This window comes from Polyangiaceae bacterium (genome assembly GCA_020633235.1).
Lineage (GTDB): Bacteria > Myxococcota_A > Polyangia > Polyangiales > Polyangiaceae > JACKEA01.
Window position 1 is genome coordinate 143094 of the sequence record JACKEA010000004.1, and the last position, 23155, is coordinate 166248.

19 protein-coding genes are annotated in these 23155 nt (G+C 65.7%); 11 read left to right on the plus strand and 8 right to left on the minus strand.

Translation table 11 applies throughout. The annotated features are described in order from the left end of the window. The first annotated feature begins 31 nt into the window (after nt 1–31). Nucleotides 32–1660: a hypothetical protein gene (locus H6717_21975; protein MCB9579714.1), complete on the plus strand. Its 1629-nt coding sequence runs from the start codon at nt 32–34 to the stop codon at nt 1658–1660. On the opposite strand, the gene H6717_21980 is transcribed toward H6717_21975, so the two are convergent. From H6717_21980 to H6717_21990, 3 genes are all read right to left on the minus strand, one after another. Next, complete coding sequence (locus tag H6717_21980) at nt 1652–1993, minus strand: hypothetical protein (protein ID MCB9579715.1); 342 nt, start codon at nt 1991–1993, stop codon at nt 1652–1654. The genes H6717_21975 and H6717_21980 overlap by 9 nt on opposite strands. 433 nt (nt 1994–2426) lie before the next feature. After that, nucleotides 2427–2942, minus strand: a complete 516-nt coding sequence (locus H6717_21985) for a hypothetical protein (protein ID MCB9579716.1) — start codon at nt 2940–2942, stop codon at nt 2427–2429. Between the two features lie 324 nt (nt 2943–3266). Next, nucleotides 3267–4826, minus strand: coding sequence for a hypothetical protein (locus H6717_21990; protein MCB9579717.1), 1560 nt, complete (start codon nt 4824–4826; stop codon nt 3267–3269). Between the two features lie 30 nt (nt 4827–4856). Between H6717_21990 and moaC the strand changes: the two genes are divergently transcribed. The 3 genes from moaC to H6717_22005 all read left to right on the plus strand — a co-directional run bounded on the left by moaC (nt 4857) and on the right by H6717_22005 (nt 8172). After that, complete coding sequence (gene moaC, locus H6717_21995) at nt 4857–5744, plus strand: cyclic pyranopterin monophosphate synthase MoaC (GenBank protein ID MCB9579718.1); 888 nt, start codon at nt 4857–4859, stop codon at nt 5742–5744. Nucleotides 5745–5746: 2 nt separating this feature from the next. After that, a complete protein-coding gene (locus tag H6717_22000) occupies nt 5747–6187 on the plus strand; it encodes a molybdenum cofactor biosynthesis protein MoaE (GenBank protein MCB9579719.1) in 441 nt (146 codons plus the stop codon). A gap of 116 nt (nt 6188–6303) precedes the next feature. Continuing rightward, complete coding sequence (locus tag H6717_22005) at nt 6304–8172, plus strand: hypothetical protein (GenBank protein MCB9579720.1); 1869 nt, start codon at nt 6304–6306, stop codon at nt 8170–8172. Between the two features lie 3 nt (nt 8173–8175). On the opposite strand, the gene H6717_22010 is transcribed toward H6717_22005, so the two are convergent. Together H6717_22010 and H6717_22015 are read right to left on the minus strand one after the other, a co-directional pair. Continuing rightward, nucleotides 8176–9882, minus strand: a complete 1707-nt coding sequence (locus tag H6717_22010) for a glycosyltransferase family 39 protein (GenBank protein ID MCB9579721.1) — start codon at nt 9880–9882, stop codon at nt 8176–8178. Further along, nucleotides 9879–10748: a hypothetical protein gene (locus tag H6717_22015; GenBank protein MCB9579722.1), complete on the minus strand. Its 870-nt coding sequence runs from the start codon at nt 10746–10748 to the stop codon at nt 9879–9881. The genes H6717_22010 and H6717_22015 overlap by 4 nt, the downstream gene beginning before the upstream one ends. Before the next feature lie 133 nt (nt 10749–10881). On the opposite strand from H6717_22015, the gene H6717_22020 reads away from it, so the two are divergent. Then, on the plus strand, nt 10882–11727 hold the full coding sequence (locus tag H6717_22020; protein MCB9579723.1) for a class I SAM-dependent methyltransferase: 846 nt from the start codon (nt 10882–10884) through the stop codon (nt 11725–11727). Here H6717_22020 and H6717_22025 read toward each other — a convergent pair. Together H6717_22025 and H6717_22030 are read right to left on the minus strand one after the other, a co-directional pair. Beyond that, nucleotides 11724–12296: an NTP transferase domain-containing protein gene (locus H6717_22025; GenBank protein MCB9579724.1), complete on the minus strand. Its 573-nt coding sequence runs from the start codon at nt 12294–12296 to the stop codon at nt 11724–11726. The two genes, H6717_22020 and H6717_22025, sit on opposite strands and share 4 nt — an antisense overlap. Continuing rightward, nucleotides 12296–13486 carry a molybdopterin molybdotransferase MoeA gene (locus tag H6717_22030; protein ID MCB9579725.1) on the minus strand — a complete coding sequence of 397 codons (1191 nt, stop codon included), beginning with the start codon at nt 13484–13486 and terminating at the stop codon, nt 12296–12298. Before H6717_22030 ends, H6717_22025 begins: the two co-directional genes overlap by 1 nt. Before the next feature lie 188 nt (nt 13487–13674). Here H6717_22030 and H6717_22035 point away from each other — a divergent pair, with 188 nt between their 5' ends. After that, nucleotides 13675–14901, plus strand: coding sequence for a hypothetical protein (locus tag H6717_22035; GenBank protein ID MCB9579726.1), 1227 nt, complete (start codon nt 13675–13677; stop codon nt 14899–14901). An 18-nt stretch (nt 14902–14919) separates the two neighbouring features. Continuing rightward, nucleotides 14920–15477 carry a hypothetical protein gene (locus H6717_22040; protein ID MCB9579727.1) on the plus strand — a complete coding sequence of 186 codons (558 nt, stop codon included), beginning with the start codon at nt 14920–14922 and terminating at the stop codon, nt 15475–15477. Nucleotides 15478–15514: 37 nt separating this feature from the next. Here H6717_22040 and ppk1 read toward each other — a convergent pair whose 3' ends face one another. Then, complete coding sequence (ppk1, locus tag H6717_22045; GenBank protein ID MCB9579728.1) at nt 15515–17785, minus strand: polyphosphate kinase 1; 2271 nt, start codon at nt 17783–17785, stop codon at nt 15515–15517. Nucleotides 17786–17916: 131 nt separating this feature from the next. Between ppk1 and H6717_22050 the strand changes: the two genes are divergently transcribed. The 4 genes from H6717_22050 to H6717_22065 all read left to right on the plus strand — a co-directional run bounded on the left by H6717_22050 (nt 17917) and on the right by H6717_22065 (nt 23122). Further along, nucleotides 17917–19134, plus strand: coding sequence for a hypothetical protein (locus H6717_22050; protein ID MCB9579729.1), 1218 nt, complete (start codon nt 17917–17919; stop codon nt 19132–19134). A gap of 76 nt (nt 19135–19210) precedes the next feature. Continuing rightward, the gene (locus H6717_22055; GenBank protein MCB9579730.1) at nt 19211–21319 is read left to right on the plus strand and encodes a serine protein kinase; all 2109 of its coding nucleotides are present in this window, start codon (nt 19211–19213) and stop codon (nt 21317–21319) included. A gap of 6 nt (nt 21320–21325) precedes the next feature. Then, nucleotides 21326–22210, plus strand: a complete 885-nt coding sequence (locus tag H6717_22060; protein MCB9579731.1) for an endonuclease/exonuclease/phosphatase family protein — start codon at nt 21326–21328, stop codon at nt 22208–22210. 84 nt (nt 22211–22294) lie between these two features. Further along, nucleotides 22295–23122, plus strand: a complete 828-nt coding sequence (locus H6717_22065; GenBank protein MCB9579732.1) for a hypothetical protein — start codon at nt 22295–22297, stop codon at nt 23120–23122. Nucleotides 23123–23155: the final 33 nt, after the last annotated feature.

Genomic DNA, 23155 nt, shown 5'->3' on the forward strand with positions numbered 1-23155 from the left:
GGCGGGAGATCCGTGGTAAACGCCGCCCTTCATGTCGCGTGAGCCGAGCGCCCGCGAACGCGCCCTCCGCTGGGTGCGAGCGAATCCGGGCAACGCGCTCCTGGGCGCGGCGGTGGTGGCCGTGTCCGCGTACGTGATCGGCTATCCGTTCCTGGTCGTGAAGTATCCGCCGATCACGGATCTTCCATTCCACGCTGCCAGCACCAGCATCTTGCGCCACTACTGGGATCCTTCTTTCGGGTTCCACAAGCAGTTCACCTTGCACTTGCTCGAGGTGCCGTACGTGTCCATGTACGCGATCGGTGCACTGCTCGCGCTGGTGATGCCCATCGACATGGCGGTCAAGGCATCCGCCGTGGTGATGCTCGCCCTGCTCCCGGCCGGCCTGGCCGTCTTGTTCCACGGCATGAAGAAGACCCCGCTATGGGGCATCTTGGGGCTGGGCCTGGTGTGGACCAACCTCACCCACTGGGGCTTCTTGAACTTCATGGGTGCGGTTGGCCTGTACGCCATGAGCGTGGGCTTCGCGCTCATGGTCGTGGACCGCCCCACCCGCGGCCGACAATGGGGCCTCGCCCTCAGCCTGCTGGCGGTGTTCTTCACCCACATCTACCGCTTTCCCTTCGCGGTGCTCTCGGTCGCCGGTGCGGCCGTGCTGATGTACCCCGCCACGCGTCGCATCAAGTCCATCCTGCTGCCCCTGCTCCCGAGCCTCGCGGTGTTCGGCGTGTGGCGCCTGGTGCGGCAGGACAACATGGCGATGGACGCCAAGCTCGGCCTCTTCCCCGAGCGACTGAAGGAGATCCGCGATCATGTCATTGCGGGTTTCCAGGGCCCCGTCGGAGCTCACGAACAGCAGCTCTTCGATCAAGCCCAGAATGCGTTCTGGGTCGTGGCGCTCGTGGCGCTGATCTGGTTCGTGGCCTTCGGCCGTTGGCGACACCTCGAATCTCGAAAGCTCTGGTGGGGCATCGGCGTCACGCTGCTCCCCCTGATTCTCGCGGGTGGCTTCGTTCTCACCTATTTGATGCTGCCGATGCGCATCGGGCCGTGGTGGTATGTCTACCCGCGAGAGGCCACGACAGCGCTGTTCATTGGTCTGGCGGTGGTTCCTGACATGCCACGAGCGTGGTGGCTCAGGTTGCCCCTCGTCGCGCTAGTTGCGGTGGCCGTGAGTCGCATCGGCTTTCTGGTCGCCGAGCAGTACTACGACTTCAACAAGGCCACCGCCGACTTCCAGCGCATCGAGAAGTTGGTCCCCAAGGACGCCAAGCTCATGTACCTGGTGTTCGATCACGACGGCTCCTCGCGACGAACCACTCCGTTCATCCACCTGCCGGCATGGATTCAAGCGGAGAAGGGCGGGGCACTCTCGTTCCACTTCGTCGGTTGGAACCACAGCCCCATCCGCTACCGGAAGGACGACCCCAACGTTCCGCCGCCGGTTCCGGATCGCTGGGAGTGGACACCGTATCGCTTCCAGGTGCTGAAGCACGGCAAGTGGTTCGACGAGTTCTTGATCCGCCAGCACTCGAACCCGAGCGCGCGGTTGGCCGCAGATCCCTCCATCCACTTGGTTGCCCACGAGGGCAGCTGGTGGCTCTATCGTCGAGTTCAGGCTCCGTCGTTGAATCAATTCCGCGAAGAAGACTCAAGGTGAGCAGGGGCCGACTCGTTCGAGCTTCCACTTTGGATTGCTGCTGACGCCTGGAATGTTGTCGCCGTAGTAGTCATCCTTCAGCCAGATCCCGAGCTTGCCACCAGAATGCTGAAACATGACTGGGGTGCTTTGGAGGCTCGCCGTCACGCAAGCGTTGAAGGTGGAGTAGGCGCCGCCACCCACGGCGTATCCAACCGTTCCGGGAAGCTCGAACTTCATGTCGGCGGGGCTATCACCAATCATCCACCACTGGCAGCAGCCGGCCTCCGAATAGGCATTGACCGTCCAGCCTTGACTGGCGGCATACTTCAGGCAGCCGTCTTCATAGGTCACGACGTAGGTGCCTGCAGGGAGGTCGGCACCGCTGTTGAAGTAGACTGGAGCGGCGAACACACTTGGGCTGTTGCTCGTTGCCGAGCTGCTGACGCTCCCAATCGCGCACTTCCCGGCCTCCGTAGTTGCGTCCGTTGAAGCGTCCATGCCTGCGTCTGTCGCACCCGCGCCGGCAACTCCTGCAAAACCACCGAGACCTCCACCAGCTCCGCCCGTCGCGCCGGCACCGGCAAAACCGCCCGCTTGCGCGCCCGCTAACCCAGCGGAGCCGCTTCCTCCAGCGCCGGTACCTCCGAAACCACCCGTCTGCGCGTCTCCCGTGCCTCCGGGCCCGCCGTTGTTGCTGGTCTGTCCGCAGCCTGCGAACCAGAGGACGATGCAGGCACTGGTCAAAGCGCGTGCGCGCGCCATGTAGGTCATGTTCAGCGTCTCCTCAGTTCGAGCAGGGGCCCACTCGCTCGAGCTTCCATTTGGGGTTGTTGCCACCCTCTCCCGGAACGTTGTCACCGTAGTAGTCGTCCTTGAGCCAAATCCCCAGCTTGCCCCCGGCGTGTTGGAACTGGATTGGCGTGCTCTGTAGGCTGGCGCTAACGCACTCTGAGAAGTTCGCATAGGCGCCGGAACCGACGGCGTACCCGGTGGTACCGGGAAGCTCGAACTTCGTGTCTGCAGGGCTATCTCCGATCATCCACCACTGGCAGCAGCCGGTTTCCGAATACGCGTTCACGGTCCAGGGCTGGCTGGTGGCGTACTTCACGCAACCATCTTCATACGTCACGACATAGCTGCCCGCAGGTAGGTCGGCGCCATTGTCGAAGTACACCGGGGCCGAAAACACGCTTGGGCTCCCTGACGTGGCGGCGCTGCTCACGCTTCCAATGACGCAGTTGCCGGCTTCCGCAGCGGCGTCGCCTCCCCCGTCCTCCGAGGCATCCATTCCGCCGTCCATTCCGGCGCCTCCAGCCGCACCTGCCGCACCTGCCGCACCTGCGACACCCGCCGTACCACCGGTTCCGCTTCCGGCAGTACCGCCCGTTCCTGCCGCGCCGCCGGTGCTCGAACCGCCGGTCCCGCCATCCGTCGCGTGATCCTCGAATGAGCTGCTGCTGCATCCTAAAAAGCAGGCTGAGAGAACGATTCCTGACAAGCCAAAGAGAATGACCGCTTGATACCGCATGAGTCGACTTTGCTCCGGCGTCCGAACGGCTTCAAGGAACTTCGATAGAGGGCGGTTCGCCTGCGACAGGGGCGGTCGCAGGAGTAGCTAATGCCGTCACCCCTTGCACTGAAATCGTGCGTCGCCCGCGCGGTGCGTGCCGGCGTCCCGTTTGCGCTCGAAGTACAGCACCCGGCGCGAGCCGTAGCCTTGGAAGCCGTGGATCCAGTAGTCGCCGTGGACGTTCTCTTCGCTGGCGTGAAATAGGCGGTAGCTGGCGTTCAGCAACGGCCAAAAGCGCGGGCCGAGCCAGGTCAGGTCGGCCTGGTGCAGCAGGATCACGTCGTACTCCTGGTGCCGGATGCGATCGAGCAACCCGAGCTCGGCGAAGCGGCCGGCCTCGCCGACCTCGTGAATGCTCGTCATGCGGTCCAGCGGCACCGAGTGGCCGCCGCGGGCGTAGCAGGTGGCGCCCCGGCCGAGCCACACGCGCTCCCCACAGCGCAGACGCTCCGCTGCGTAGTTGCAGATCGCTTCGGCGCGAGCTTCGTCGTCGGTCGTCGGGACATAGCGTTGAGGGAACCAGACGACGAGTTGGAGCAGCAGGGCGGCGGACGACAGGGTGCCTACGGCCGTGCCGGGCCATGTGCGTGCCCAGGCGATCAGGGTCGGCACCGCGCCGAGCGCGAGGACGAAACCAAGACTGGAAAGGTTGTTGGGGCCGCCCAGCACCTTGAACAATGCGGCGATCGCAAACGGGGCGTAAATCAAGCCGAGCAGGGCCACGCGGCGGACCGCGGGGTTTCCGCGGCGGACCGACATGATCGATACGAGGGCGAGGAGCGCGTACCAACGGCCGAGGCCGCCGTACAGGTCCCAGACCTTGGACGCCTCGAAGTGGTGTGCTGCGAGGATTTCGATGCCCCACACGCGGAACATGCCGCGAGTCCAGAGATCCAAAGCGAGAGCGGTGAGCACGGGTGAGAGCGCCGCAGCGATGGCGCGTGGTTTCGAGCCACTGCGAAGCGCGACCCAAGCGAGGGCGAGAGCGACGGCCGCGCCCGCGGACTGCTTGGCGAGGAACGCCAGGGCGGGAAGCAGCAAGACCGACGCCCATTGCCGGCGAGGCGAGAGCTCCGGGTAGCGAAGCAGGGCCCACGCGGATGCCACCAAGCACAGCTCTTCCAAGTTCGTTGGGTGGAGCGCGTCGGCGACGGGATTCGAGTACGCGCACAGGAGCAATGCGGTGGCGATGAGCAGCGCCGCCCCGACGCGCTGGAAGCGCGACGGGGGCCAGACGTCCCAACGGCGAAGCAGGTCGACGCCCACCACGGTTCCGATGGCGATGGCGGCCAGCTGCCACCCCTGGGCGAGCATTCGGTTTGCGGTGAGGGAAGTGGCCGCGCCGAAGGGAGCCAGGAGCGCGTAGTGGAGGTACGCCTGCCCCGGCGAATAGATCGTCGAGTTGGCGTCGGCCACGGAGGTGAGCACCGGCGTTCCGGCGGCCAGCTTCTGCATGCTGGTCATGAAGTAGTCTTCCGACCAGAAGTTCAGATCCGTGGCGTAGGCCAGACGCTGCACCACGCGGCGCAGGGCATCGACGGAGAGCGCCAGCCCGACCGCCAGACCAACGGCGAGCAAACCGTCGGAAAGGGCTGGGCGGCTTGGGCGCGTCATGAGCTTCGGGGGATGGTAGTCTCCGACGCCGTGAAGCTCTACGCGTTCGACGAAGATACCGAAGGGCTCGAGCTCGTGCCGCTCGCTGCGCGCCGCGCTCTGGATCACGCCGGGCTCAAGATGTCGCGCAAGGGTTGGCGCAGCCTTCCGCTCGCGGCGCGTCGGTCCATCGTGGACCTCGGATCCGCGCGTACCGTGGACGTGGCCACCGTGGCGCGGGCCTGCAAGCCCGCGGAGCCAGCTGCGGAGCGGGGGGACGTGGTGGAGGATCCGCCCGCCAAGGCTCCTCCCCAGGTCGTGACGCAAGCTTTCGGCACCGAGCGGCCGATCGCGGACGCCGTGTGGGCGGGGCTCTCGCCGCTGGATCGCTACGTCCTGTGGAAGGTCGCCAGTAAAGGGCGTGCGGAGCGCATGGCAGCGGCGTATCAGGAAATCGTGGGAGCCAGCGCGCTCTCCACTCACCTCGCACCCGGGGGCGGCGTGCGCATGGTGGACGTCGCCGAGAAGATTGCCACGCAGCGCACGGCCATCGCCGAGAGCCGCGTCACGATGGGCGGCGAGGCGTTCGCACGGCTGGAGCGGGCGGATGCGCCCAAGGGTGACGTGCTCGGCACGGCACGCCTCGCGGGCATCATGGCGGCCAAGCGCACGGCGGACCTCATCCCGCTATGCCATCCCATCGCGCTCACCCGCGTCGCGGTCGAGCTGAAGCTGGAGCCCGGAGAGCGGAGCGTGCACGTCACGGCTACCGTCGAAGCGTTCGACCGCACGGGGGTGGAGATGGAAGCGTTGGTGGCGGCGTCCACCGCGGCCCTGACCGTCTACGACATGCTCAAAGCCTTCGACCGTAGCATGCAGATCAGCGGAACACGGCTGGTTGCGAAGTCCGGCGGCCGCTCCGGAGACTATCGACGATGACCTTGTTCGACATCCGTGAGGAAGCGCTGGCCTTGGAGGAAGCGCTGGCGGCGGTGCGCCACCCCGGCGCTGGCGGCATCACGTTCTTCCTGGGAGTGGTACGCGACGAGAACGAGGGCCGCGCGGTCACGCTCCTGGAGTACGAGGCCTACGGCAGCATGGCGAAGAAGGAGCTCGCGGCGATCGGCGCCGAGATCGAAAAGGAGATACCCGGCGCTCGTGTGTCGGCGCTCCATCGCGTGGGCAAGCTCCAGGTCGGAGATGCCGCCGTGATCTGCGCGGCGAGCGCGCCACATCGTGACGAGGCATTTCGTGCGTGTCGCGCCCTCATCGATCGCATCAAGGAGCGTGTGCCGATCTGGAAACGGGAGCACGGACCGGACGGGCCGTATTGGGTGGGCTGGGAAGATGCGCGGTGCGGAGCGCACGGGCACGAACACTGACGGGAAACTCTAGCGAGCCCCTGGACAGGAGCTGGTGATAGGCTCCGCAGCCGCCAATGCACCCTCGGGCCCACAAGGCGCTCGCCGCCACGACAGGCTTCCTAAGGGCCCAAGCGTTGCCGCTTCTGGCGCTCGCCGGCGCGACTCTCGGCGCGCTCAGCATCCGAGGCTATGCAGCGCTTGGCCCGAACACCGAAGCCGCGGTTCCGCCGATCCTCGCTCGCCTGGATCCTAGCCTTTTCCACAAAGACTACTGCATCCAAGAGATGCTGCGTCCCGGTCCTCGGATGTTCTTCGAGACGCTGGTGACCAGTGCAGTTCACGCTGGCATCGGCGACGTGACGCGAGTGTTCTTGGTCCTCTTCGTTGCTGCCTACGCTTCCTACATCTTCGGGTTGGGCAAGCTCGGCGCAGTAGCCGGCTCCAGGCTGGCGGGCGCGTTCCTCGCGTTTCTCGGTCTGGCCGCGACCAAGGGAACGATCGGAAACATCGACATCATTCACTTCATCAACCACTTCGAGCCCGCCATCGTCGCGATGGCGATCGGCATATGGGGGTTGGTTGCGTGTTTCCGTGAACGTTGGGTGCTTGGCTACGCGCTTTTCGGCATTGCCAGCCTGTTCCAGTTCTTGGTCGGGTTCCTTCCCGGCGCGCTGATCGCTCCCGCCCTGCTGCTTCAGGCCTATCAGAAGCGCTCCGCCAAAACGGCTTGGCTGCCGTTTGCGCTGTTTGCTGGGGGACTGGCTGCGACATTCCTACCCATGATCCTGGCGGGGTCCACCTCGACGGACCGGTTGTCCAACACGGACTTCGTGTACATCTACGCGCACGTCAGGGTTCCGCACCATGTGCTGCCGAGTGCCTGGCCGGATTCCGCCTGGTGGGAGATTTTCTACTTCTCGGCAGCAGGCATCCCGCTAGCACTGGCCAGCAAGACACTGAGTCGCGCTCAGAAGAGCATCGTGTTCAGCGTGATCGCGTGTGCCGCGCTGGCGCTGCTCGTCAGCCATATGTTCATCGATGTGTGGCCCGTCGCCATCGTGGCAAAGCTCCAGCTCGCGCGTTCTACGGCCTTTTCCAAGCTCGTGGTCTTGCTCGTGACCGCAATCGTGGCGGCGGAGAGCATCTGGAACAAACGCGAGGGTCTTGCCGTTCCTCTGATCTTGGCGCCCATTGCGCCGTTCTCGGGGGAGTTCGTGCTCCACGTCGCTCTGGCGACCCTTGCTGTGGTGGCGGTGCTGGGTGACCGGCGACCGCGCTGGGTCCGCGTCACGACGTGGATCGTCGGAGGTCTGACGCTTTGGTACTTCTTCTCCTTCGACGGTCACAAGTTCGCTGGAACCGCCGCCGCGCGCGAGGCACTGGCTGGCCCGCGCTTCGTTGGTGGTCCGATCCTACTGCTCGTTGTCGCGATACCGCTGCTCGTGGATTGGTTGCTGCAATGGAAGCCGAGTCGCCGCTATCTGCCATGGGTACTCGCAAGCGCAGCCGCGCTGGGGTCGGTCGGTCTTGGGCTCGCCCTTAGGAACCCACCCAAGCCGTATCAACGCTTCTTCACTCGTGGCATCGCGCTCGAGACGGCCCCGGGATCGCCGGTGGACCGAATCGCTCGCCGATTTCGCGACGTTTCTCCCGTCGATGCGATGGTGATCGTGCCGCCTGGGGTTGCAGGCTTTCAGTACTTCTCGCACCGCGCGGTCCTCGTGGATTTCAAGTGTTTCGCCTTCACGGATAGCGGAATCGCACGCTGGCGAAAGCGCCTTGGCGACCTTCTGGGCATGCCAGTTAGCGAGCGCACATCGTGGCGTGGCGACTTGGACGGGCCCTTCTTTCGTCGAAGCGCTGCCGACTTGGAACGGATAGCTCGTGAGTACGGGGCGACGCATGTGCTGACGCGCACCGGAGCCAACCGTGGTCTACACGGGCACATCATCCTGGAGGACCGAGGGTGGGTCCTGTACCAACTAGACCTCCCCTCCGATTGACTGTCAGCGTGGTCGCTCGTAGATCCACACTACGGGGACACCGTGAAACGCTCCAATGTCCACGGGCTGGATGGTGCCGTAGTCCATCCAGATCTGCTGCTCTACGCGCTGCATGTGGGGTTCCTGGTGGTAGAGCGAGAAGGCCGAGCCCTCGATGGTCCAGCCGGCACGGATGTCACTCCGCAAGCGGCCATCGGCCTTCATCTGATCGAAGCTCTGCACCGCGGTGTCGTGAACGAACACAGCGCCATTGGGCGGCACGTGATCGTTCAGGTAGTCCTGCACTGCGCCCGTCGTGTAGCCCCAGAACGTTCGGTTCAAGCCCAAGTTCGCCGCTCCGGGGGCGCCGCCTACGATGGGTGTGTAGGCCGAGAGCCCCCAGGGGTGCGAGTCCAGCGTGATCACAGTGGGTCCGAGCAGCACCGTGAGCGCCAGCGTGCTGCTGACGATGGTGGAACGAGCCGGAAGCTTCCAACGTTCGCTGAGCTCGGTCATCTTGCGGCGAACGAGCTCGAAGCCGCGAGCCGCGAACAAGCACAAGAACGGGTACGCCGTGATCCAGTGCTTGGTGCCGCCGAAGATGGGCGTGTTCTTGCTGAGCCAGGGGGCGTAGCTCGTCAGGATGCACAAGAGCCACAGCACGTTGGTGGCAAAGGCCGCGCGATCTGCCGCCGTGGGCGGCGCCGGAGGGCCTTTTCCGCGGCGGGCCAAAAACCAGGAGCCGATCTTCACGTAGCGCGTGGTGAGGGCGTGGACGGTGGCGCCACCGAGACCGAGCAGGAAGAGCAGGAGCGTGATGCCCGGCACCGTGCCCAGCGTCATGAGCCAGGCGTAGGAGAGGGGCATGGGCGGCTTCCAGTAGGTGCGGCCCAGAAACTCCATGTTGTAGTACTCGTGGTGCATGTGGAACGCCACGTAGGCAGCGAGCCGCTTGCCGGTGTCGTGCCAGATCCACGGCCACAAACAGTAGAAGACGACCGGGCCGATCAGCGCCATGGCGTACAGCGCGGTGGGTAGGCCCAGACGCCCGGTAACGAGATCGCGGCCGAGCTTCTTGCCGCGCACGATCACGAAGTGGGCGATGAGCGCCGGGGGCAAGAGCCAGGAGTTATGCTTGGTGTCCAGGAGCAGGCCGTACAGCACGCCGGCGAGCAGGATCCACTTCCAGCCGCCATCCAGCGAACGCCAGTACACGTACACGGTGATCAGCCACATCGCCGCCACCGGCATGTCGAAGCAGGCGAGGTGCGCGTGATAGAACACCCGCGGCATCATCGCGAGCAGCACCGCGGCGACGAATCCGCCTGAGCGGCTCACGGCGCGGCGTCCCCAGGCGTAGGTCACCGCCACGGCGATGCCGCTCATCACCATCCCGGGAAAGCGGAACGCAGTGCCCGCGTCCGGGAACAGCTTGTGCTTGACGAACAGGTACTGGTGGGAGAGCGCGAACAGCGACTTCATCAGCGCCGGGTGCTCGCTGTTGTTCTGCCAATAGCGGTCAATCACCGCGGGCTTCATCGCCTCGGAGGCGTTCTGCAGCAGGATGTCGAACCAGCCCTGGTAGCTCCGCGCTGCCTGGAAGTAGAAGCCCTCGTCCCGGGCGTAGCCGAGGTTCTTCACGGTGGAGAGCAGCAGCACGACGTAGCCCGCGCCCAGGGCGATGGCGATGGCCGGATCCAGCAGCCGCTTGCGAAAGGGCACTACGGTCATCGGGCGTCGGCGTAGAAGCAGAAAGGCTTCTGATAGTCGTCCGAGGTCACGGAAAACTCCACGGCTGCGCGTCTTCCTGAGAACTGCGCCGTAGAGAACGAGAAGCGCGCCCATCCCATCTGGTCGCGTTGAACATGAGAACCCACGACCTCACCGTTCACGCGTGCTTGCAAAGTGACGGGGGAGCCGTCTCCATCGCGTACCATTACCCACGGAGAGCCGGCGTAGCCGTATATGGAAGCGCCAAGCGGGACGTCCTTGAACGTGACGCTGAGCGGCCCGCCCACCGCCGGCGATGCCCAGATACAACGCCGGGGACGGTAGTCCTTGTCGTCAATGACGGTGACACCCACGAAGTGCGAACCACCGCCGCTGCAGTTGAAGCGGTGAGCGGGGTAGGTCGGATGCCCGCCGAGGCCACCGTTCTCGACGCGAGCGCGCTCTGTCCATGCGCACTCGCCGCTAGGGCCCCTTACATGAACGGCAGCGGGCCCCAGCGCGTTCACGAAGTCGTACCGAATCGAGATCGGCTCGGGATTCGACATGACACGAACACGAAAGCGCCCGTGCTGCTCGCTTTGCTCGACCTGCCATCCCCTGAGCTCCGGAGCGTTCTGTCCCAGAATGCTGACCTCGACAACGCGGGGGAACGGAGACGCGTCGGGACGCGCCACCTGTGCCAGCGGCATTTGCCCGTCCCCCAGCACGTGGCGGGCCCAAGGCTCTGCCCAGTAGGGCGCGACAATCACGGCTTCTCCATCGCTCCTCATCCTTCGGATCACGGGAGCGATGTCCTGCCATTCGGCCTCGCGCGGTGCACGACGGGCGTCGTAGAACTGCGCGCCGAGCTCAGCGAGGCCGAGCACGGGAACAAGGAGCCACAACGCGCTTTTCCACATGGCGCCGGGAGCCTGCCACAACTTCGACGCCGGACGGAGAGGGTGGGATCAGCTATGGTTCCCCGGGCCCTGCGGCCGACCCCTGACCCCCAAGACCACGATGACTGAAACCCGAGCATATGAAGACCTGATCGGAGCGGCGACGGACGAGTATGGCGCGGACTTCTTCTCGAGCGAGGAGTTCGCCCTGCGCGAAGCGATGGAGCATGGTCACTATTGGCATCTGCATCGGAGACAGGTCGTCTTGGAGGAGTTGCTGCGAGCGGGAGTTGCGCGCAGTAGCTCTCTCATCGAAATCGGCTGCGGCATCGGTACCGTCGCGACGTATCTCAACGGGCACGGATATCGCGTGGACTACGCGGACGTACACGGTGCCGCTCTCGAAGTCGCGCGCCGAGTAGCGGAGCGGGAGCTAGGAAACACTAGTCGCAGGTTCGTGCGGCTGGACGTCACCAAGACTCCGCTGGAGGCGAGGTACGACGGGGTGCTCATGCTCGACGTCTTGGAGCATCTACCGGACGACGTCGCTGCGCTCACCAACGTATGCAAGGGACTACCGTCGGGCGGTGTCGTCCTGTTCACGGTACCAGCCTTCAAGCTGCTTTGGTCACCGTGGGACGACATCGAGCATCACAAGCGCCGCTACACACTGTCTCAAGCCAAGGGTTTGGCGACTGATGCCGGGCTCTCCGTCAAGCGAGCCACCTACTTCTTCTTCCCGTTGTTCTTCGCCGCACTCGGTGTGAAAGCGCTGAGGGGCGCGCGCTCCTTCTTCGAGAATGGTGAGCGGGGTGCGGCGCAGAACATCAGTGAGATGGCAGAAACCAAGACCAGCCCGCTTCTGAACCGCTTGGCCCTCGGCACTCTCGCGCTCGAGAACCCCGTGCGTCGCGCCTCCAAGCTGGCACTTGGAACCAGTGTGCTCTGCGTGGCGGAAAAGCCCTAACGCGTCACGTCCTCCGGCGTGTCCCAGTCTTCCACGGCGACGCTCTCCGCCGCAGTCAGCTCGATGACGTGGAGGTCGTCGCCGATGGCGTCCAGCACCGCGTGGAGCGAGCGCTTGCCGCCCGACAGCACGGCCTGGGCGACGCTGCGGACCGACGGCGCGTAGCGCGCGCACAGGGGCTGCAGATGCTCGCCGGCGCGGGGCACCACGGCCACCGCATCCACGCCCACCACGCGGCCGAGCAGCGCCGTGGTCACGAACGGCAGGTCGCAGGCCAAGGCGACGGCAAACGGCGCGCCCCGGCGCTCCGCTTCGGCCAGCAACGCCGCGAGGCCGCCCAGGGGGCCCACTCCGGGCGGGTCGTCGTCGAGCGCCGGCAGGCGCACCGCGGAGTACGACGTGGCGTCGCCGACCATCACGGCATCCACATCGCCCAAGGCGTCCTGCGCGATGGTCACCAGGCGATCCACGATGCTGCGCTCGCCGGACGGAGGTCGCATCAGGCCCTTGGCGACGCCCCCCATCCGTCGTCCCTGGCCGCCCACGAAGATGCCGACCAGGGGGCGCACTACAAGTCTCCCAGCTGAATCACGTCCACCTCCGTACCCGCTTCGAAGCCTTCCGAGTCCTCCGGAACGATCACGAGGCAGTCCGCCCACGCCATGCTGGTGGGCGCGCCCGACGCTTGATTGTCGAGGGGTATCACACCTTCGGCCGAGTGCTGGGCGCGATAGTAGCCGCGGCGCCCGGGCTTTTGCCGGAGCGGCTTGGCGAGGCGCCCTCGGCGCAGTGGCGGCCGTGCCTGAGCGTCGCCCTGCATCGTTCGCAACAGCGCCATGCCGAACAAAGCGAAGGTCACCTGGGCCGACACCGGGTTGCCGGGCAAGCCCAACACGTGGGTCGTCCCCGCGTTGCCGAACACCAACGGCTTTCCCGGCTTGATCCGCACCTTGTAGAAGTCGAGGGTCGCGCCGGCGGCTTCCAGCGCGGGGCGCACGACGTCGTGATCCCCCACGCTGACGCCGCCCACCGTCAGCACCACGTCGCTCTCCGCCAGCGCGGTTCGAAGCGCCATCGACGTCGCCTCGCGGTCGTCCCGGGCTAGCGGCGCGATCACCGGCTCGCCCCCGGCTTGCCGCACCCACCCAGAGAGCGCGATGCCATTGGACTCCGGAATGCTGCCGGGCCACGGCTTCTCTCCGGGCGCGCGCAACTCGTCTCCCGTGCACACGATGGTCACCCGGGGCCGCCGCGCCACGTGCACGTGCGCGCGGTCCAGCGCCGCGCACAACCCGAGCTGCCCACCGCCGAGGCGCGTGCCGGCCTTCACCGCGACCTGTCCGACGGCCAGATCCTCGCCGGCGTGCCGCACGTGATCCCCCGCCTTCGGCTGCGCCGAGAACGTCGCGCGATCGCCGTCGCGCTCCACGTTTTCCTGCATCACCACGGCGTCGGCTCCCGCCGGCAGCACCGCGCCGGTAAAGATGCGGCATGCCGTGCCGGGGGTGAGCGCCGGAGGCTCGTGCCCCGTCTGACTCTCACCGACGACCGGCAGCGTGACGGGCATCGCGCCGTGAAAACCAGAGGAGGCGACCGCATAGCCATCCATCGCGCTGTAGTCGAAGGCGGGCATGGGACTGTCGGCGCGCAAGGTCTCAGCCAGCACGCGTCCGAGCGCATCTCCAACGGCGACGCGCTCGCTGCCCAGTCGACGAGCGTTACCCAGCACGCGCTCCAGCGCTTCTTCGAACGGCAACATCAGTGGCACTGTACTCGGGAGTGTGGCGGATTCACCACGAACGCCGGTTGACACGGGGCAGCCTGGCCCGATCCCCCGTGATTCATGAATTTTCGCAACTGATGCGGGGACTTGGGCGAATGAGCGGAGGTCTTGTCCCGTCAGACTGAACACCGGCACGCCGGTTGCTCCACAGGAACCCGAGTAGCATGATTCAAGAGATGTTCGCGCGAGGCTTGCGGCAGATCCTGCTCACGGCGGCGCTGGTTGCGCTGCCGGCGCCAGCGTTTGCCCAAGCCACCTGGGATGACGCTCCAGCCGACGAGGCGCCGACGGAAGTCGAAGCCGACGCTAACGCCGCACCGGCCCCCACGCCGGTGGCGGACACGGCAGACCGTGATCCGAGCGCCCTGACGGAGTTCAACGACGCCCTCTCCCCCTATGGCCACTGGCGGGACGATCCCACCTACGGTCGCGTGTGGGTGCCGAGTCAAGCCGCGGTGGGCGCCGACTTCGCTCCCTACGTCACCTCGGGTCACTGGGCCGTGGGCGAAGACGGCCAATGGCTGTGGGTCAGCGACTATCCCTTCGGCTGGGTGGTGTTCCACTACGGCCGCTGGGTCTGGGTCCGCAACGTTGGCTGGGCATGGATCCCCGGCCGAGAGTACGCGCCGGCGTGGGTGGTGTGGCGCGTGCCGGACGCCGGCTACTATTACGTGGGCTGGGCACCGATGCCACCGGACTACCTGTGGTGGAACGGCGCGGCAGTCACCATCTGGTTCGGCGTGTACACGCCGTGGGTGTTCTGTCCGAGCGCCTACGTGTACTCGCACCACGTGCACACGCACATCATCCACGATCACCACCACGTGCACGCCATCGCGGGGCACACCCACCACTATCAGCCGCCCAGTGGTCGCCCCCCGTACTACGGACCCTCGCACAAGGCAGCGCACGTCCCGGCGCACGCGGTGCCCAAGCAGCGCACCCCCGCCAACCCGAAGGCCATTGCTGCTTCGCGTCCGAGCGCTGCCAAGCGCATCGCACCGAAGCCGGTACAACGGCCGGCCACCGGTCCCGCGCGGCCGCTCCGCAGCTCGCGCTCCCTAGGGTCCACGCCGTCCGGGTCGGCGCGTCCAGCGCCTTCAGCGGGTGCGCGCCCGAGCTACCGCCCGGCGCCCACGTATCGCGCCGCGCCCACGCGGACGGTTCGTCCCGCCCCATCTTATCGCCCGGCGCCCACGTATCGCGCTGCCCCCTCTCGCGCCGCTCCCAGCTATCGCTCCGCGCCTTCCCGCGCGGCTCCGAAGCCCTCGCGCGCCACTCCCAGCTACCGCTCCGCGCCCTCCCGCGCGGCCCCGCCCGCATATCGTCCCCCCGCGCCCTCACGCTCGGCGCCCTCCCGTTCGGCACCCAGCCGGGGCCGGCGGCGTTGACCGAAACCAGGTACCACCATGATGCCTAAAGCGATCTTCGTCTCCGCCATCCTCGCCCTCGCCACGGGCTGCACCTACGACAACGGCCGCGACAACATGGGCGGTGGTGGTGGCGGTGGCGGCACCGTCGACAACATCGCCGAGTCCACCATAGACCCCGGCGCCACCCTCGCGGAGATCGAGCCGGGCAAAGGCGCGGGCGCGTTCGTGGAGGTGTCCGCCAAGGGCGTGTGGCACGTGTACACCGCCTGCGATACCGACATCTCCGGCTACTCCTGCGGTTGGGACATCATCGTGACCCCGCTGGGAGACAACACCATCACCGCCAAAGAAGGGGATCGCCTCGAGAAGGCCGATTACCTCGGTTGGTACGGCGACTACAGCGTGCAGATGGTCACGGACACCAGTTACGACATCGACGGATTCTTCTTCGAAGCCAATCCCGACGGCGCCATGCGCGTCGACGTGTACCTCGATGGCGCTCCGGCACCCCGCTTCATCTACTGGGTGGGCGACGGCGCGCTCCACAAGGGTTCCCCCACGAACCCGATAGACCTCACCCCGACGACTCTTTGAATTTGGATGTCGGGGCGGCGCGAGCCCCGTCGCGCCCTCAGTCGTCGTCGCGCTTGTCGCGCTTGCGGCGCTTCTTGCTCTTGCGCCGGAGCTTGTCGATGGCTGACGGCCGCGGCGCGGGCGCGAGCTGTCGCGACAGCGGAAGCTCCGACTCGCGGGCACGCTCGCGCGCGAGCTCCATGAAACGCTGTTGGCTTCGTACCGCGTCTTCCTCGGTGGACTCCATGTGGCCGTAGCGGCCGTCCGCGCCGAGCTGCCAGCTCTTGACGTTGTCCCGGCGCATGGTCCCGAGGATCTCGTCGCGAACCCGGCGCTTCACCTGCTCGTCCAGGATCGGGAACATCAGCTCCACGCGGCGGCGGAAGTTGCGGGGCATCCAGTCCGCGCTGGAGCAGTACACCTCGTCTTGCCCGCCGTTCTCGAAATGGAAGATGCGCGCGTGCTCCAAAAAACGGTCGATCACCGCGAACACGCGGATGTTCTCGCTCACGTCCGGGACTCCCGGGCGGAGGCAGCAGATGCCGCGAATCAGCAGATCCACCTGCACGCCGGCTTGAGACGCCGCATACAGGGCGGAAATCACGTCGGCGTCCACCAGTGAGTTCATCTTGGCGACGATGCGGGCCGGGCGCCCTGCCAGGCCGTGTTCCGTCTCCCGCGCGATGAGCCCGAGGATCGCCTCGTGCAGCCCCAGCGGCGCGACGATCAGCTGGTTCCAGCGTGGCGGCGCGCTGTAGCCGGTCAGCAGGTTGAAGAGCGCGGTGGCATCCTCGCCGATGTCCTCCCGCGCCGTGAACAGCGACACGTCTTCGTACAGCCGTGCGGTCTGCTGGTTGTAGTTGCCGGTGGCCACGTGAACGTAGCGGCGTAGCCCGGTCTTCTCCTTGCGCACCACCAAGAGCACCTTGGCGTGCGTCTTCAGACCCAAGAGCCCGTACATCACGTTCACGCCGGAGCGCTCCAGGGCGCGCGCCCACTGGATGTTGCTCTCTTCGTCGAAGCGCGCCTTCAGCTCCACCACGGCGGTGACCTGCTTGCCCTGCTCCGCCGCGCGCTGCAGCGCCCGCACCAAGGGCGACTCGCCACCGGTGCGATAGAGCGTCTGCTTGATGGCCAGCACCTGCGGGTCTTCTGCCGCCTGCGACAAGAAGTCGATGACCGCCTCGAAGGACTCGTAGGGGTGGTGCAGCAGCACGTCGCGCTCGCGAATCGTCTCGAAGAAGTCGTCGGAATCGCGCAGCGGCATCACGTACACCGGGGAGTAGGGCTCGTCCCGGTGCTTTCGTTTGTCGTCGCCGGACGCCAGCTCGGTCATGTCTCCGAGAAACAGCGGGCCGTCCACCATGTACACGTCCCGCTGCGAATCGAGATCGAGCTCGCGGCACAGCCAAGCCAAGGAGTCGTCCGGCGCCTCTCCGCTCACCGTGAGGCGCACGGCGTGCCCCCGTTCCCGCCGGCGGAGCTCGGCCTGCAGCGTCAAGAGCAGGTCTTCGGCTTCGTCCTCGTCCAGCTCGATGTCGAAGTTCCGCGTGACGCGAAACACGTAGCTTCCCAGAATGCGCATCTGCGGGAAGATCAGCTGCTGGTGGCGCAGGATCATGTCCTCGAGGGCCACGAAGGCGCGTCGCGTGTCCGTGAGCGGAACGCGAATCAGTCGTGGCAGGGTGATCGGCACCTGCACCAGGCCAAAAGAAGGGTCGTTGCTGTTGTCGCTGCTCTCGAACAAGAAGCCGACGTTGATGCTCTTGTTGCGCACGTGTGGGAACGGGTGCACCGGATCGATCGCGATCGGCGTGAGCACGGGGAAGATGTCGCGGCGGAAGTGCTCGTCGAGGGCGGCCAGGTCGTCGGGCCCGAGCTCCTCCGGCGCCACCAGCGCGATGCCCGCCTGGCGCAGCTCCTTCACCACGCTCCCGTTCCAGATTGCGTAGCTTTGGGCCACCAGCTCGTGAGCGCGGTCGGAAATCGCGACCAACTGCTCTCCCGGCGTCATGCCGTCGGGCGGCACTTCTTCGATCTCGCCGGAGAGCTGAGCCTGGAGCCCGGCCACCCGCACCATGAAGAACTCGTCCAGGTTCGAAGCGAAGATGCCGAGGAACTTCAGGCGCTCGTAGAGTGGGATGCTCGGGTTGCCGGCTTCGGACACCACGCGGGCGTTGAACTCGAGCCAGGACAGCTCGCGGTTGATGTAGAGCTCGGGATCCGAGGCGCGCCGCTCTTTGGAGGGGGAAACGGAAGGGGCGGGGAGTTGGTGGTCGGGGGGGATCGTGTTCATTGGGAGCTGCTTGGTCGCGCGGCGAAAGGGCATCCTACATCGAACCCGAAACAGGCCGGCCGGACGCCCGTCAGCGTCATCGAATCGTCACCATATCCCGGCTGATATCCGGGCGTTACGTCACGATCGCGCCGCCGCCGGCCTTTGCCGCTATGGTTTTCTGCGTGCGCATCCAGCGAGCGTGTTTGGCTCTGACGATCGCCCTGAGCGGGCTCGCCGCTTGTAGCAGCTCGGACCCACCCGAGGTGGCGCACCGGGACGACGCGGGCACCGGCGGCGGAGGAGGGGGCGGAAAAGACGGCAGTGCGGACGTCTCGGTTCCGGACTCCGCCGCGCCGGACGCCGGCGATGGCGGCGGTATGGACGCCTCCGTCGCGGCGGTCCGGCTCGGGATAGAGCCGAACCCACCCCCGGGTGGTTCCGCGACGGACCAACTAAAATCCCAATTGGACGTGTTGGCTGCCGGATCCCGTGGCATTCCGTTGGTGCGGCGCTGGTCGGAGCTGTACCCGTCGCCCAGTCAGGCTGACGCCAAGGTCTGGGCGCGGCTCGCATCCACCGCGGAGCTGATTCGAAACGCGCAGCAACAAACGCTCTTCTGTCTCGCGGTGGTGAACCACGAGCAAGATGCGCGGCCGAGCGGCTTGCCTTCGGATTGGGGCGCGCCGGCCACCCTCGCGGCGGCGGATGCGCTCGTCGACACCACCTACGCGACCTTCGACGACGAGCTGGGCTATCTGGCGGTGGGGACCGACGTGGATCTCTTTCTGGCGCAGCTGACGTCGGCGCAGAAGCAAGGCTTCGTGGCGTTCGCGAAGCACGTGCTCAGCTATGCCAAGAGCCATCCCGACAAGCCCGCCATGCTGCGGGTGGGAGTCACGATCACTTCGAACGGCATCGCGAAGGGGCCGACGCCGGAGCTTTCGGAGCTGCTCGCCGCGAGCGACGTCGCCATCGTCACCTACACCGCAGTGGACGAGAGCTTCATGGCGCGGCCCGCGTCCACCGCGGCGGGCGATCTCGACGCCATGGAAACGGCCCTCGAGGTGGAGGCAGGCGCCGCACTGCCGATCGTGCTCCAAGAAGTCGCCTACCCGAGCTCCGAGGAGGCCGGCAGCTCGGAGACGAAACAGACGACGTTCTTCGATGGACTCGCGCAGGCGCTGTCCGCGCGCCGAGCGCATCATCCCTTCGTGGGCATCCGCTCTCTGTACGACGCGGACCCGAGCACGTGCGCCGCCGAGGCCCAGGCGCTGGGCGCTCCTGGCAACGCTGCAGCCATTGCGACGAGCTGTTCCTTGGGGCTGCGCCGGGCCGACGGAACGCCAAAACCAGCACAGGCGTCGGTGTACCAGGCGCTCGCCACCTTCGCGACGCCTTAGCGCGGTCATCTGCTATTCTTGGCGGCGGTTTTCGGCGCCCGTGGACATCCGCCGCGTGTCGAGCCAAAAGGACATCATGAGCGAATCGGACTTCTCCACGCCCAGCGACGGCGGTCGCACCAAGAGCAACACCAACATGGTCGCCACGATCGCGTCCATGCAGGACTACGATCGCTATCGCGATCTGGCGTGGGAGGGCTCTTTCGAGGACTACCTCGCCATCGTGCGGGAGCGGCCGCAGGTCACGCGCAACGCCTTCCAGCGCGTGTACGACATGGTGATCTCCTACGGCACGGAAGAGTACATCGACAACAAGAAGAAGCTGGTTCGTTACAACTTCTTCCGCGACGAGATCGACAGCGGCAAGGACGCAATCTTCGGGTTGGACATCCCGCTGATGCGCATGATGAACGTGCTCAAGGCCGCCGCCGAGGGCTACGGTCCCGAGAAGCGCGTGATCTTGCTGCATGGCCCCGTGGGCTCCAGCAAGTCGACCATCGCGCGGCTGCTCAAGAAGGGGCTCGAGCTCTACTGCGCCATGCCCGAGGGCGCGCTGTACACCTTCAAGTGGGTGAACTTGGGGGATACGGGGCTCGCCAGCGGCGGCGCGGACGAGTTCGAGTCGCCCATGCACGAGGAGCCCCTCAAGATCATTCCTGCAGAGTGGCGCGCGCGCGCGATCGAGCAGCTGGGCCTGTCGAACGAGAAGTTCAAGGTGCGCGTGGACGGCGAGCTGGATCCGGCGAGCCGCTTCATCTTCAAGGGGCTCTTGCTTCGCTACGGCGGAGACTGGGGCAAGGTGGTGGAAAACCACATCCGCGTGCGGCGCCTGATCCTGAGCGAGAAGGATCGCATCGGCATCGGTACGTTTCAGCCCAAGGACGAGAAGAACCAGGATTCCACCGAGCTCACCGGCGACATCAACTACCGGAAGATCGCCGAGTACGGCTCGGATTCGGACCCGCGGGCCTTCAACTTCGACGGCGAGTTCAACATCGCCAACCGCGGCATCGTCGAGTTCGTCGAGGTGCTGAAGCTCGACGTAGCGTTCTTGTACGACCTCTTGGGCGCCTCGCAGGAGCATCGCATCAAGCCGAAGAAGTTCGCGCAGACGGACATCGACGAGCTGATCATCGGCCACACCAACGAGGCCGAGTACAAGCGCCTCCTGAACAACGAGTTCATGGAGGCACTTCGGGACCGCACCATCAAGATCGACATCCCGTACATCACGAAGCTGTCGGACGAGATCAAGATCTACGAGAAGGACTTCAGCCAGGAGCGCGTGCGCGGACGTCACATCGCGCCGCACACCCTGGAGGTGGCTGCCATGTGGGCCGTGCTCACCCGGCTGGAGGAGCCCAAGAAGCACAACCTGCAGCTGGTCCAGAAGATGAAGCTGTACGACGGCAAAGTGCTGCCGGGCTACACGCAGGACACCGTCAAGGAGCTCCGCAAGGAGAGCAAGCGCGAGGGTATGGAAGGCATCAGCCCCCGCTACGTGCAGGACAAGATCTCCAACGCGCTCGTGAGCGACATCGGTGAGGGCACCATCAACCCGTTCATGGTGATGAACGAGCTGGAAAAGGGGCTTCGCAACCACTCCCTCATCACCAACGAAGAGCAGCGCAAGCGCTACCGCGACATCATCGGCGTGGTGAAGCGGGAGTACGAAGAGATCGTCAAGAACGAGGTCCAGCGGGCCATCAGCGCGGACGAAGAGGCCATCAACAAGCTGGCCGCGAACTACATCGACAACATCAAGGCCTACACCCTCAAAGAGAAGGTCAAGAACAAGTACACCGGCCAGGACGAAGAGCCGGACGAGCGCCTGATGCGGTCCATCGAGGAAAAGATCGAGATCCCCGAGAACCGCAAGGACGATTTCCGCCGCGAGATCATGAATTACATCGGTGCTCGCGCCGTGGAAGGCAAGAAGTTCGACTGGCAGACGAACGATCGCCTGCGTCGCGCCTTGGAGCTCAAGCTGTTCGAAGATCAGAAGGACAGCATCAAGCTCAAGACGCTGGTCTCCGCCGTGGTCGACAAGGAGACCCAGGAGAAGATCGACATCATCAAGAGCCGGCTGATGCGCTACTTCGGCTACAACGAGGTCAGCGCCACGGATGTGCTCAACTACGTCGCGTCGATCTTCGCCCGCGGAGACGCGAAGAGCGGAGACTGAGTCATCGTGCGGCGAACGGCTGTCGCCTTTGCCCTACTGCTGTCCGGCTGCGGCTCGGACGAGGCCCTGGACAAGGCACCGGGGCCGCGTCCGGCCACGGTCATGACTTTCAACGTGATGTGCTCCATCTGCGGCTCGAGTGACTTCGACCCGTGGGAAAAGCGGCTCGCCTACTTTGGAGACATTTTCGAGCGCTACGATCCGGATCTGGTCGGCATCCAAGAGCTGACGCCGATCGGGGACGAGGTAGCTCAGGTGCAAGCAGAGCTCTCGGGCCACTCCGCGGTGTACTTCGCGCCAGAAGACGCCTTGCCGTATCCGGATGCCACCATCTTCTACCGAACTTCGCGCTACGAGCTGTTGGACAGCGGGGAGTACTGGCTGAGCCCCACGCCGGACGTGGCCAACTCCACCGGCTTTTCGCCTCCGCAGTTGGCACGGCTGGTGGTGTGGGCGCACTTCGAGGACAAGGCGGGGGGGCGCGACCTCTACTTCGCCACCACGCACTTCGACAACAACTCGCCCAGTCAGGAGAAGAGCGCGCCGCTGGTCAAGCAACGCACCTTGGACTGGCAAGCGCAGTACCCGGCGATCGTGGTGGGGGACTTCAACTCCAAGCCCAGCTCCACGGCGTTTCAGATCCTCACCAGCGACAGCGACGGTTTCGCTTTCGTGGATTCCCAGTCCCTGGCGGAGGAATGGAGCGCGGTGTCGAACCAGGATCCCACGCCCAGCTACGATCTGACCGATCGTATCGATCACATCTTCCTCGCCGGACAGGACGTGAGCTGGACCGTGAAGGAATGGCACCCGGACCTCAGCGTGTACGGTGACAAGAACCGCTACCCGTCGGATCACTTCCCCATCGCCGCCACGCTGGACTTCCACTGAGTCCCACATCTCGGCACACCTGCGCCCCTTGACCGGGGCCGGCATGGGCTGTGCAATGACAGGTTGGGAACTCAGGAGGTCGCCATGAAATTCCGCTTGTTGCCCGTGCTCGCGTTGCCCGTCGTTCTCAGTGCTTGCCCCAAGGACAAGCAGGACGACTCCCTCACTTTCGCCGAAGCACAGCAGGCGGTTCAGGAGGCGAGCCTCGCTTCTCAGGCGGAGAATTTCACCAGCGCCAGCGTCGAGATCAGCACCAACTTCACCATCGGCGACGCCGTGGAGAAGGCGGCGTCGGATCTTCGGGACTTCGTCGGGTCGCAGCTTCCCTGCGCCGACATCACCCTTCAAAACGCCACGCTGACGATCACGTATGGGGCCAAGGCCGGAAACTGCACCTACAAGGGGCAGACGTTCTCGGGCAGCCATAGCATCGAGGTGGCCAAGAACGACCAGGCGCAGGTGGAGGTGCACCACACCTGGACGGACCTCAGCAACGGCAAGGTGACCCTCAACGGCAACGCGGACGTGACCTGGGACTTCTCCGCCAAGACGCGGAGCGTGGTTCACACCGCGCAGTGGACGCGCGTTTCCGATGGTTACACGGTCACTGGAAGCGGCAATCGCCAGCAGTCCCTGCTCGAGGGCGGCCTGACCGAGGGCATCCAGGTGGACGGGACCCGCACGTGGGAAACGCCCAAGGGCAACTGGGACCTGGTGATCCAGGGCGTGCAGATGCGCTGGGTGGATCCCGTCCCGCAGGCCGGCAGCTACGCGCTGCAGACGCCGTTCGACAAGACCTTGAGCCTCAGCTTCGAACGCGTGGACGAAGACACCATCGCCGTGACCGTCGCCAACGGCAGCAAGAAGTTCACCTTCAAGGTCACCAAGCTCGGCTCCGTCAGCTCGAGCTGAGCCGGCGGAGGCGCGCCGGGAGCTGCGGGCGTG

What these genes read in the sequence shown, in the direction of transcription:
- H6717_21975 (MCB9579714.1), top strand. Translation starts at nt 32, where the DNA reads ATGTCGCGTGAGCCGAGCGCCCGCGAACGCGCCCTCCGCTGGGTGCGA.
- H6717_21985 (MCB9579716.1), bottom strand. Translation starts at nt 2,942, where the DNA reads ATGGACGGCGGAATGGATGCCTCGGAGGACGGGGGAGGCGACGCCGCT.
- H6717_21990 (MCB9579717.1), bottom strand. Translation starts at nt 4,826, where the DNA reads ATGACGCGCCCAAGCCGCCCAGCCCTTTCCGACGGTTTGCTCGCCGTT.
- H6717_22010 (MCB9579721.1), bottom strand. Translation starts at nt 9,882, where the DNA reads ATGACCGTAGTGCCCTTTCGCAAGCGGCTGCTGGATCCGGCCATCGCC.
- H6717_22020 (MCB9579723.1), top strand. Translation starts at nt 10,882, where the DNA reads ATGACTGAAACCCGAGCATATGAAGACCTGATCGGAGCGGCGACGGAC.
- H6717_22030 (MCB9579725.1), bottom strand. Translation starts at nt 13,486, where the DNA reads ATGTTGCCGTTCGAAGAAGCGCTGGAGCGCGTGCTGGGTAACGCTCGT.
- H6717_22035 (MCB9579726.1), top strand. Translation starts at nt 13,675, where the DNA reads ATGATTCAAGAGATGTTCGCGCGAGGCTTGCGGCAGATCCTGCTCACG.
- H6717_22040 (MCB9579727.1), top strand. Translation starts at nt 14,920, where the DNA reads ATGATGCCTAAAGCGATCTTCGTCTCCGCCATCCTCGCCCTCGCCACG.
- ppk1 (MCB9579728.1), bottom strand. Translation starts at nt 17,785, where the DNA reads ATGCCCTTTCGCCGCGCGACCAAGCAGCTCCCAATGAACACGATCCCC.
- H6717_22055 (MCB9579730.1), top strand. Translation starts at nt 19,211, where the DNA reads ATGAGCGAATCGGACTTCTCCACGCCCAGCGACGGCGGTCGCACCAAG.
- H6717_22065 (MCB9579732.1), top strand. Translation starts at nt 22,295, where the DNA reads ATGAAATTCCGCTTGTTGCCCGTGCTCGCGTTGCCCGTCGTTCTCAGT.